Origin of the sequence: Sphaerotilus sp. (genome assembly GCF_041083715.1) — a bacterium.
In the GTDB taxonomy this organism is placed as follows: Bacteria; Pseudomonadota; Gammaproteobacteria; order Burkholderiales; family Burkholderiaceae_C; genus Sphaerotilus.
This window is the reverse complement of sequence record NZ_JBFPGY010000271.1, coordinates 1-7,399: the sequence shown is the minus strand read 5'-3', so window position 1 is coordinate 7,399 and position 7,399 is coordinate 1. Positions and strand designations below refer to the sequence as shown.

General features: G+C 65.3%; 7 protein-coding genes and 1 pseudogene. 4 read left to right on the top strand and 4 right to left on the bottom strand.

Going from position 1 to position 7,399, the window contains the following annotated elements; all coding sequences use genetic code 11:
• From AB3X43_RS12335 to AB3X43_RS19570, 4 genes and pseudogenes are all read right to left on the bottom strand, one after another.
• On the bottom strand, positions 1–1,199 hold a 1,199-nt coding region (locus AB3X43_RS12335), incomplete at its 3' end, for an ATP-binding protein (RefSeq protein WP_369430153.1).
• A 37-nt stretch (positions 1,200–1,236) separates the two neighbouring features.
• Positions 1,237–2,385 (bottom strand): DNA polymerase III subunit beta, encoded by a 1,149-nt coding sequence (gene dnaN / locus AB3X43_RS12330; RefSeq protein WP_369430152.1) that lies wholly within the window; start codon positions 2,383–2,385, stop codon positions 1,237–1,239.
• A 35-nt stretch (positions 2,386–2,420) separates the two neighbouring features.
• A complete protein-coding gene (gene dnaA, locus AB3X43_RS12325) occupies positions 2,421–3,872 on the bottom strand; it encodes a chromosomal replication initiator protein DnaA (protein ID WP_473965116.1) in 1,452 nt (483 codons plus the stop codon).
• 327 nt (positions 3,873–4,199) lie between these two features.
• Positions 4,200–4,394, bottom strand: a pseudogene (locus AB3X43_RS19570) (DnaA N-terminal domain-containing protein); the annotation flags it as partial.
• A 251-nt stretch (positions 4,395–4,645) separates the two neighbouring features.
• Between AB3X43_RS19570 and rpmH the strand changes: the two are divergent.
• The 4 genes from rpmH to yidC are packed head-to-tail and all read left to right on the top strand — an operon-like array spanning position 4,646 to position 7,335.
• The gene (rpmH, locus tag AB3X43_RS12320; protein WP_179633078.1) at positions 4,646–4,780 is read left to right on the top strand and encodes a 50S ribosomal protein L34; all 135 of its coding nucleotides are present in this window, start codon (positions 4,646–4,648) and stop codon (positions 4,778–4,780) included.
• 50 nt (positions 4,781–4,830) lie between these two features.
• Positions 4,831–5,316, top strand: a complete 486-nt coding sequence (locus tag AB3X43_RS12315) for a ribonuclease P protein component (RefSeq protein ID WP_369430150.1) — start codon at positions 4,831–4,833, stop codon at positions 5,314–5,316.
• A 37-nt stretch (positions 5,317–5,353) separates the two neighbouring features.
• A complete protein-coding gene (yidD, locus tag AB3X43_RS12310; protein ID WP_369430149.1) occupies positions 5,354–5,656 on the top strand; it encodes a membrane protein insertion efficiency factor YidD in 303 nt (100 codons plus the stop codon).
• A gap of 5 nt (positions 5,657–5,661) precedes the next feature.
• Positions 5,662–7,335, top strand: coding sequence for a membrane protein insertase YidC (gene yidC / locus AB3X43_RS12305; RefSeq protein WP_369430154.1), 1,674 nt, complete (start codon positions 5,662–5,664; stop codon positions 7,333–7,335).
• Positions 7,336–7,399 lie beyond the last annotated feature (64 nt).

Sequence of the window (7,399 nt, the reverse complement as noted above, 5' to 3'; positions counted from 1 at the left end):
CGGCTGACGATGTCCTCCACCGGGCCGCGCACTTCGCTCGACACCAGCTTGTCCTTGGTCTGGCTGGAGAACTTCGGCTCCGGCACCTTGACGCTGACCACGCAGGCCAGGCCCTCGCGCATGTCCTCGCCGCTGATCTCGACCTTGGCCTTCTTGGCGATCTCGTTGTCGTCGATGTACTTGTTGATCACCCGCGTCATCGCCGCGCGCAGGCCGGTCAGGTGCGTGCCACCGTCGCGCTGCGGGATGTTGTTGGTGAAGCAGAGCACGTTCTCGTTGTAGCTCTCGTTCCACTGCATCGAGACTTCGACACCGACGTTGGTGTTGTTGTCGCTGAGCTTGTCGCCACGGGCGTGGAAGATGTTCGGGTGCAGGACTTTCTTGCCCTTGTTGACGAACTCGACGAAGCCCTTCACGCCGCCGGCGTAGGCGAAGTTGTCTTCCTTGCCGTTGCGCTCGTCGACCAGGCGGATCTTGACGCCGTTGTTCAGGAAACTCAGCTCGCGCAGCCGCTTGGCCAGCACGTCGTAGTGGAAGTCGATGTTGGAGAAGATCTCCAGGTCGGGCAGGAAGTGGACTTCGGTGCCGCGCTTGTCGGTCTCGCCGATGACCTTCATCGGGCTGATCTCGAAGCCGTCGCGCCGCTCCAGCACGCGGTCCTGCGGCACGCCCTGGCGGAACTCCATGAAGTAGGCATGGCCTTCGCGGCGCACCGTCAGGCGCAGCCACTTCGACAGCCCGTTCACGCAGCTCACGCCCACGCCGTGCAGACCGCCCGAGACCTTGTAGCTGTTCTGGTTGAACTTGCCGCCCGCGTGCAGCTCGGTGAGCGCGATTTCCGCCGCCGAGCGTTTCGGCTCGTGCTTGTCGTCCATCTTGACGCCGGTCGGGATGCCGCGGCCGTTGTCGGTGACGCTGATCGAGTTGTCCGAATGGATGGTGACCACGATGTCGTCGCAGTGACCGGCCAGCGCTTCGTCGATCGAGTTGTCCACCACTTCGAAGACGAGGTGGTGCAGGCCGGTGCCGTCGCTGGTGTCGCCGATGTACATGCCGGGGCGCTTGCGCACGGCTTCCAGGCCTTCGAGGATCTGGATGCTGCCCTCGCCGTAGGCGGCGGATATTTCGGCGGCGGTCTGCGCCGGGGGCTCGGGAAGGGTCGGTTCCGAAGGGCTGGGCTGCTGGTTCTGCTCGGTCATGTCACTCACTCAAATATCCAATCCGTTCGACAACCACTCAAATCCGCATCGGCATCACGACGTACTTGAAGCCGTCCTGCTCGGGCACCGTGAACAGCGCCGAGCTGTTGGCGTCCTGCAGCGACAGCGTCACCAGTTCCTGGTCCATGTTGGACAGCACATCCATCAGGTAGGTGACGTTGAAGCCGATCTCGATGGACGGGCCGCCGTAGTCGATCTCCAGCTCTTCCTTGGCCTCTTCCTGCTCGGCGTTGTTCGAGGCGATGCGCAGGGCGCCCGGCTCGAAGTTCATCCGCACGCCCTTGAACTTCTCGCTGGTCAGGATGGCCGCGCGCTGCAGGCTGGTCAGCAGCGTGCCGCGGCCGAGCGTGATGTGCTGCTTGTGGTTCTTCGGGATGACGCGGTTGAAGTCGGGGAACTTGCCCTCGACCAGCTTGGTGACGAACTCCATGCCGCTGAAGCTGAACCGTGCCTGGTTCGCCGCGAAGCACATCTCGATCCGGGCGGCCTCGGCTTCGGTGCCGTCCTTGGCCGGCTTGGCATCCTTGGCGCCGTCCTTGAGCAGGCGCTGCAGCTCCAGCACGGTCTTGCGCGGCAGGATGACTTCCTGCTTGGGCATCTCGACCTCGAGTGTGGCCTGCGCCAGCGCCAGGCGGTGGCCGTCGGTGGCGACCAGCGTCAGCGTGTGGCCTTCGGCGACGAAGAGGATGCCGTTCAGGTAATAGCGGATGTCGTGCACCGCCATCGCGAAGTGCACCTGGTCGATCAGGCCCTTGAGCGTCTTCTGCGGCACGCTGAAGGTGGGGCCGAAATCGGCCGCTTCCTGCACCAGCGGGAAGTCGTCGGCGGGCAGGGTCTGCAGCGTGAAGCGGCTCTTGCCGCCCTGCAGCGTCAGCTTGTTCTGTGCGGCGCTCAGCGAGACGGTCTGGTCCGGCGGCAGCGTGCGCAGGATGTCGATGAGCTTGCGCGCGCCCACCGTCGTGCTGAAGTCGCTCTTGTCGCCGTCCATCGGTGCGCTGGTGCGGACCTGGATCTCCAGGTCGCTGGTGGTGAACTCGCACTGCCCGGCATGGCGGCGGATCATCACGTTGGCCAGGATGGGCAGGGTGTGGCGGCGCTCGACGATGCCCGAGACGGCCTGCAGGGCGGCGAGGAGCTTGTCCTGCGGAGCTTTCAACACGATCATGATGGGAGGGTCTTTCAGCCTGCGAGCCTTGCGGCTCAGCCTTTGAGGGTCTGTTCCAGGACGTGGAGCTGCTGGTTGAGTTCGGTGTTCTTCTGGCGCTCGGCGGCGATCTTGCGCACCGCGTAGAGCACCGTCGTGTGGTCGCGCCCGCCGAACAGGTCACCGATCTCGGGCAGGCTTTTCTGGGTCATTTCCTTGGCCAGGTACATGGCGATCTGGCGCGGCCGGGCGATGCTGGCGGGGCGCTTCTTGCTGTACATGTCACCGATCTTGATCTTGTAGAAGTCTGCCACCGTCTTCTGGATATTCTCGACGGAAATCTGCCGATTCTGGATCGACAGCAGATCCTTCAGCGCCTCGCGGGCCAGCGCGATGTTGATGTCCTTGTGGCTGAAGCGCGAGTAGGCCAGCACCTTGCGCAGCGCACCTTCCAGCTCGCGCACGTTGGCGCGCACGTTCTTGGCGATGAAGAAAGCCACGTCCTCGGGCATCTGGCTGCCTTCGGCCACCGACTTCTTCATCAGGATCGCCACCCGCATCTCCAGCTCGGGCGGCTCGATCGCCACCGTCAGCCCGGCGTCGAAGCGCGAGGTCAGGCGCTCGTCGATGTCCACCAGTCCCTTGGGGTAGGTGTCGCTGGTCATGATGATGTGGGCGCGCTTGGTCAGCAGGGCCTCGAAGGCGTTGAAGAACTCCTCCTGCGTGCGGTCCTTGCCGGCGAAGAACTGCACGTCATCGATCAGCAGCAGGTCGAGCGAGTGGTACTTGGCCTTGAGTTCGTCGAAGGTCTTGCGCTGGTAGTTGCGCACGACGTCGGAGATGAACTGCTCGGCGTGCAGGTAGAGCACGCGGGCGTCCTTGTGTTCCTTGAGCAGCGCGTTGCCGACGGCGTGGATCAGGTGGGTCTTGCCCAGACCGACGCCGCCGTACAGGAACAGCGGGTTGTACATGCCGCCGGGCGAGCTGACCACGTGCATCGCGGCGGTGCGGGCCATCTGGTTGGCGCGGCCGGGGACGAGGGTGTCGAAAGTGAGGGCGGGGTTGATGCGCCCGCGGGTGTTCGAGGGTGCCATCGGGGGTGGCACCGTCGGAATGATGATGGTCGGAGCGCCGTTGAGGAACGCGCTGGAACCCGCCGTGGCACCCGAATAGGCACTGGTCGTGGCCGTGGCGACCGGCACGGTGGCTGCTTCCAGGACCTTGGTGCTGGCGACGCGCTTGCGCCGCGATGCGACGGCCGCCGAGGCCTTGGCCAGCGCGGAGGCGGCAGAGATCGCGCTGCTCGACAGCGGAGTCACCGCGGCCGCAGGTGCCGCGGCGGGGGGCTCGGGTGGTGGTTCGATGGATGGCGTGGGCGTGGCGGCTGCCGTGGTCCGGCGGGATGACGCCCGTGGCGCTGGTTTCGGGCTGGACGTGGTCGCTGGCAGCGGAGCGGGCGGGGCCGGGTGGCCCGTGGGCAAGGTCAGCAACTCGTGCAGTCCTGGCATGCTGGAGGGCGTTCGGCCCGCTCGGAGCGGCGGGGCCGTGTCTGCTGCGGGTGGCAGGAGGCCGGCGGCGGCGCTGTTCAATCCACCTGCGCGCGAGCGTGGACGGGTCGTGGCCGTGCGGGCGGTGCCGGCAGCCACCGGTGCCGTGCCCATGTCGACTGGCAGGGGCAGGAAATCGATCATCGACATCTGCACCGGCGCCGGCGCTGCCTGTGGCGGGGGGGCGGGCTGCGGCTCAGGTGCACGGGGTGCTGGCGCGGGTTCGCTGCCATTGCCCAGCGACAGCTCCAGCCGCACCGGCTTGCCGGCAATCTCGCTCAGCAGCCGTTCGATCCGCGCAGCGAACTGCGAACGGATCCAGTCCATCTTGAATCGGTTGGGAACACGCAGACCCACGAGGTAGCCTTCGCCTGCCGCCGACACCTGGGCGGGCGGCAGCGGGCGAAACCACGTGTTGAACTGCTGTGCCGGCAGCTCGGCGGCGAGGCGCTCACAGCCTCGTTGCCACAGGTCCAAATGCATGTTCTAAAAATTGTGGACAACCTCAGGAGAAGGGGCGCGATTGTATCGACATCACGCCGCCCCGGGTTGCGGTTATCCACAGTTTTGAGCGAGGGGTCAATCCCCTCGCGCGGCCAGTGCGTGTGTAGCAAGTCGTTGACTTTCAAGGGGGTTTTTGCTGTAATCGTGGGTTTCCCGAATTGGGGTGCCAAAGGGGCGCTCAATCGGAACAGGCTCAAGACCGAGCCCAAGCCAAGGCTATAGGATTCAAGATGAAACGCACCTACCAACCGTCGAAGGTTCGCCGCGCCCGCACCCATGGCTTTCTCGTGCGCATGAAGTCGCGCGGTGGCCGCGCTGTGCTGAATGCACGCCGCGCCAAGGGCCGCAAGCGCCTGGCTGTCTGAGTTCCGGGGCGTCCAACGCCCGTTGCGACGCGGTGAGCGCAACCGAATCCATGGTCCTGACGCCACTGACCGGAGCTGCCCGGTTCGAGTCGGCCATGGCGGTCAGGCCCATCGCGCGCAGTGCCCATTTCATGGTGCACCATCTCGCGACAACGAAGTTGTCAACAGGCCACAACCTTGCCCTGACCGCGTCAGGTGCTGTGGATGACTCTGTGAACAACTCTGTGGATGATCGTCCGGAAACGAGTGCGCTGCGACTGGGTCTGGTGGTGCCGAAGCGACATGCTCGGCGTTCGGTGACCCGTACGCAGGTCAAGACTCAGATCCGTGCCGGCATCCGGCGTCATCTCGATCAGCTGGTCGCTGGCGACTGGGTCGTGCGCCTGCGTGCGCCTCTTGATCGCAAGCTGTTTCCGAGCGCTCGCTCGGAAGCGCTGGCGGCGCTGCTGCATGTGGAAATCGAAGCGCTGCTGAGCGATGCTGCTCGGCGGGCGCGCCGTGCATTGGTGCCGACCGCACCTGCCAAGGCAATCTGACGCGTCCCGTCCGGACACCGTCGGCGCACCTCCAGCCATGCCTCACCCCGACCATCCGACGCTGTACCACCGTGCCCGTGCTTGGCCTCGACAGGGGCTGATCGGTGTGGTGCGGGCGTACCGTCTGCTGCTGAGTCCCTGGCTGGGATCTTCCTGTCGTTTCGAACCGACGTGCTCTGCCTATGCGCTGGTCGCGCTGGAGCGCCATGGCGCGCTGCGGGGCGGCGTGCTGACGGTCGGCCGCATCGCGCGGTGCCATCCCTGGTGCGCGGGCGGGCATGATCCGGTTCCTGACCAGCCGCACCGATTGTTTTCCTCCTTTCGAAAGACACCTGTATGACCGGTATGACCGATACGCGGCGCGCCGTGCTGTGGGGCGTTTTCTCCGTCTCGCTCGTGATGCTCTGGGATGGCTGGAGCAAGCACAACGGGCAGCCGTCGATGTTTGCACCGCCGCCGCCGGCGGTGACCGCCCCGGCGCAGACGGGGGCTGCCGGTGTGCCAGCACCGGTGGCAGGCGCTGCTTCGGCGGCTGGTGTGGCGGCGCTGCCGGCCGCGGCGGCGGGCGTGCCAGTCTCGCAGAAGGTCGATGTCACGACCGATCTGGTGCAGGCCACGTTCGACACGCGTGGCGGTTCCATCGTCCGCATGGCCCTGCCGCGCTACAAGGACGAGCACGATGCGACCAGGCCAGTCATGCTGTTCGACCAGTCGGACGAGCGTGTCTACCAGGCCGACTCGGGACTGATCCCCCGCATGGCGGGCGAGGCGGCGCTGCCCAACCACCTGACGGTGATGAACCTGCTGCCCGGTCCGCGCGCGCTGGTCGACGGGCAGAACGAGCTGACGCTGACTTTCGAGTCGCCCGACCAAGGCGGCGTGAAGCTGCGCAAGTCCTACACCTTCAAGCGGGGCGACTACGCGATCAAGGTGCGCCACGAAGTGGTCAACGGCACGGCCGCACCGATCGCGCCGCAGCTCTACCTGCAGCTCTCGCGCGATGGCACGGTCAAGTCGACCTCGATGTTCATGGGGCCGAGTTCATTCACCGGTCCGGCGGTCTACACCGAAGGTGGCAAGTTCCAGAAGATCCCCTTCACCGACATCGAAAAGGGCAAGGCCGACCATGCCAAGTCCGCCGACAACGGCTGGATCGCGATGGTGCAGCACCACTTCGTCGGCGCCTGGCTGGTCGGCGACAAGCTGGAACGCAGTTTCCAGACCAAGCGCGAAGGGACCAACCTGTACTCGGCCTCGATGACGCTGCCGCTGGCACCCATCGCCGCCGGTGCGACGCAGACCGTGGATTCCACCCTCTACGCCGGCCCGCAGGAAGAGAAGAAGCTCGAAGCGCTGGCTCCCGGGCTGGAACTGGTCAAGGACTATGGGTGGGTGACCATCCTCGCCAAGCCGCTGTTCTGGCTGCTCGACAAGCTGCACGGTCTGCTGGGCAACTGGGGCTGGTCGATCGTGGCGCTGGTGGTGCTGCTGAAGATCGCCTTCTATTGGCTCAATGCCAGCGCCTACCGCTCGATGGGCAAGATGAAGGCGGTCAACCCCAAGGTCCAGGAGATGCGCGAGCGTTTCAAGGACGACCCGCAGAAGATGCAGCAGGAAATGATGCGCATCTACCGCGAGGAGAAGGTCAATCCGCTGGGTGGCTGCCTGCCGATCTTTGTGCAGATGCCGTTCTTCATTGCGCTGTACTCGGTGCTGCTGGCTTCGGTCGAGATGCGTGGCGCACCCTGGATTGGCTGGATCCACGACCTGAGCGTGCAGGATCCGCTGTACATCCTGCCGGCGCTGATGACCGCTTCGACGCTGTTCCAGACCTGGCTGAATCCGACGCCGCCGGACCCGACGCAGGCCAAGATGATGTGGATCATGCCGCTGGTGTTCAGCGTGATGTTCCTGTTCTTCCCGGCAGGCCTGGTGCTGTACTGGTTCGTCAACAATCTGCTGGCGATCGCGCAACAGTGGATCATCAACCGGCAGCTGGGCCTCAATCGCAAGGCTTGATGGGAGTTTGCCCGGCAGATCCGGTCGGGTTCCATGTCCTGTGGAATCTGGCCGCGACAAGCCC

Coding starts and splice junctions, on each gene's coding strand:
- dnaA (WP_473965116.1), bottom strand. CDS start 3,872: ATGCCAGGACTGCACGAGTTGCTGACCTTGCCCACGGGCCACCCGGCC.
- dnaN (WP_369430152.1), bottom strand. CDS start 2,385: ATGATCGTGTTGAAAGCTCCGCAGGACAAGCTCCTCGCCGCCCTGCAG.
- AB3X43_RS12315 (WP_369430150.1), top strand. CDS start 4,831: ATGGTCCTGACGCCACTGACCGGAGCTGCCCGGTTCGAGTCGGCCATG.
- yidC (WP_369430154.1), top strand. CDS start 5,662: ATGACCGATACGCGGCGCGCCGTGCTGTGGGGCGTTTTCTCCGTCTCG.
- rpmH (WP_179633078.1), top strand. CDS start 4,646: ATGAAACGCACCTACCAACCGTCGAAGGTTCGCCGCGCCCGCACCCAT.
- yidD (WP_369430149.1), top strand. CDS start 5,354: ATGCCTCACCCCGACCATCCGACGCTGTACCACCGTGCCCGTGCTTGG.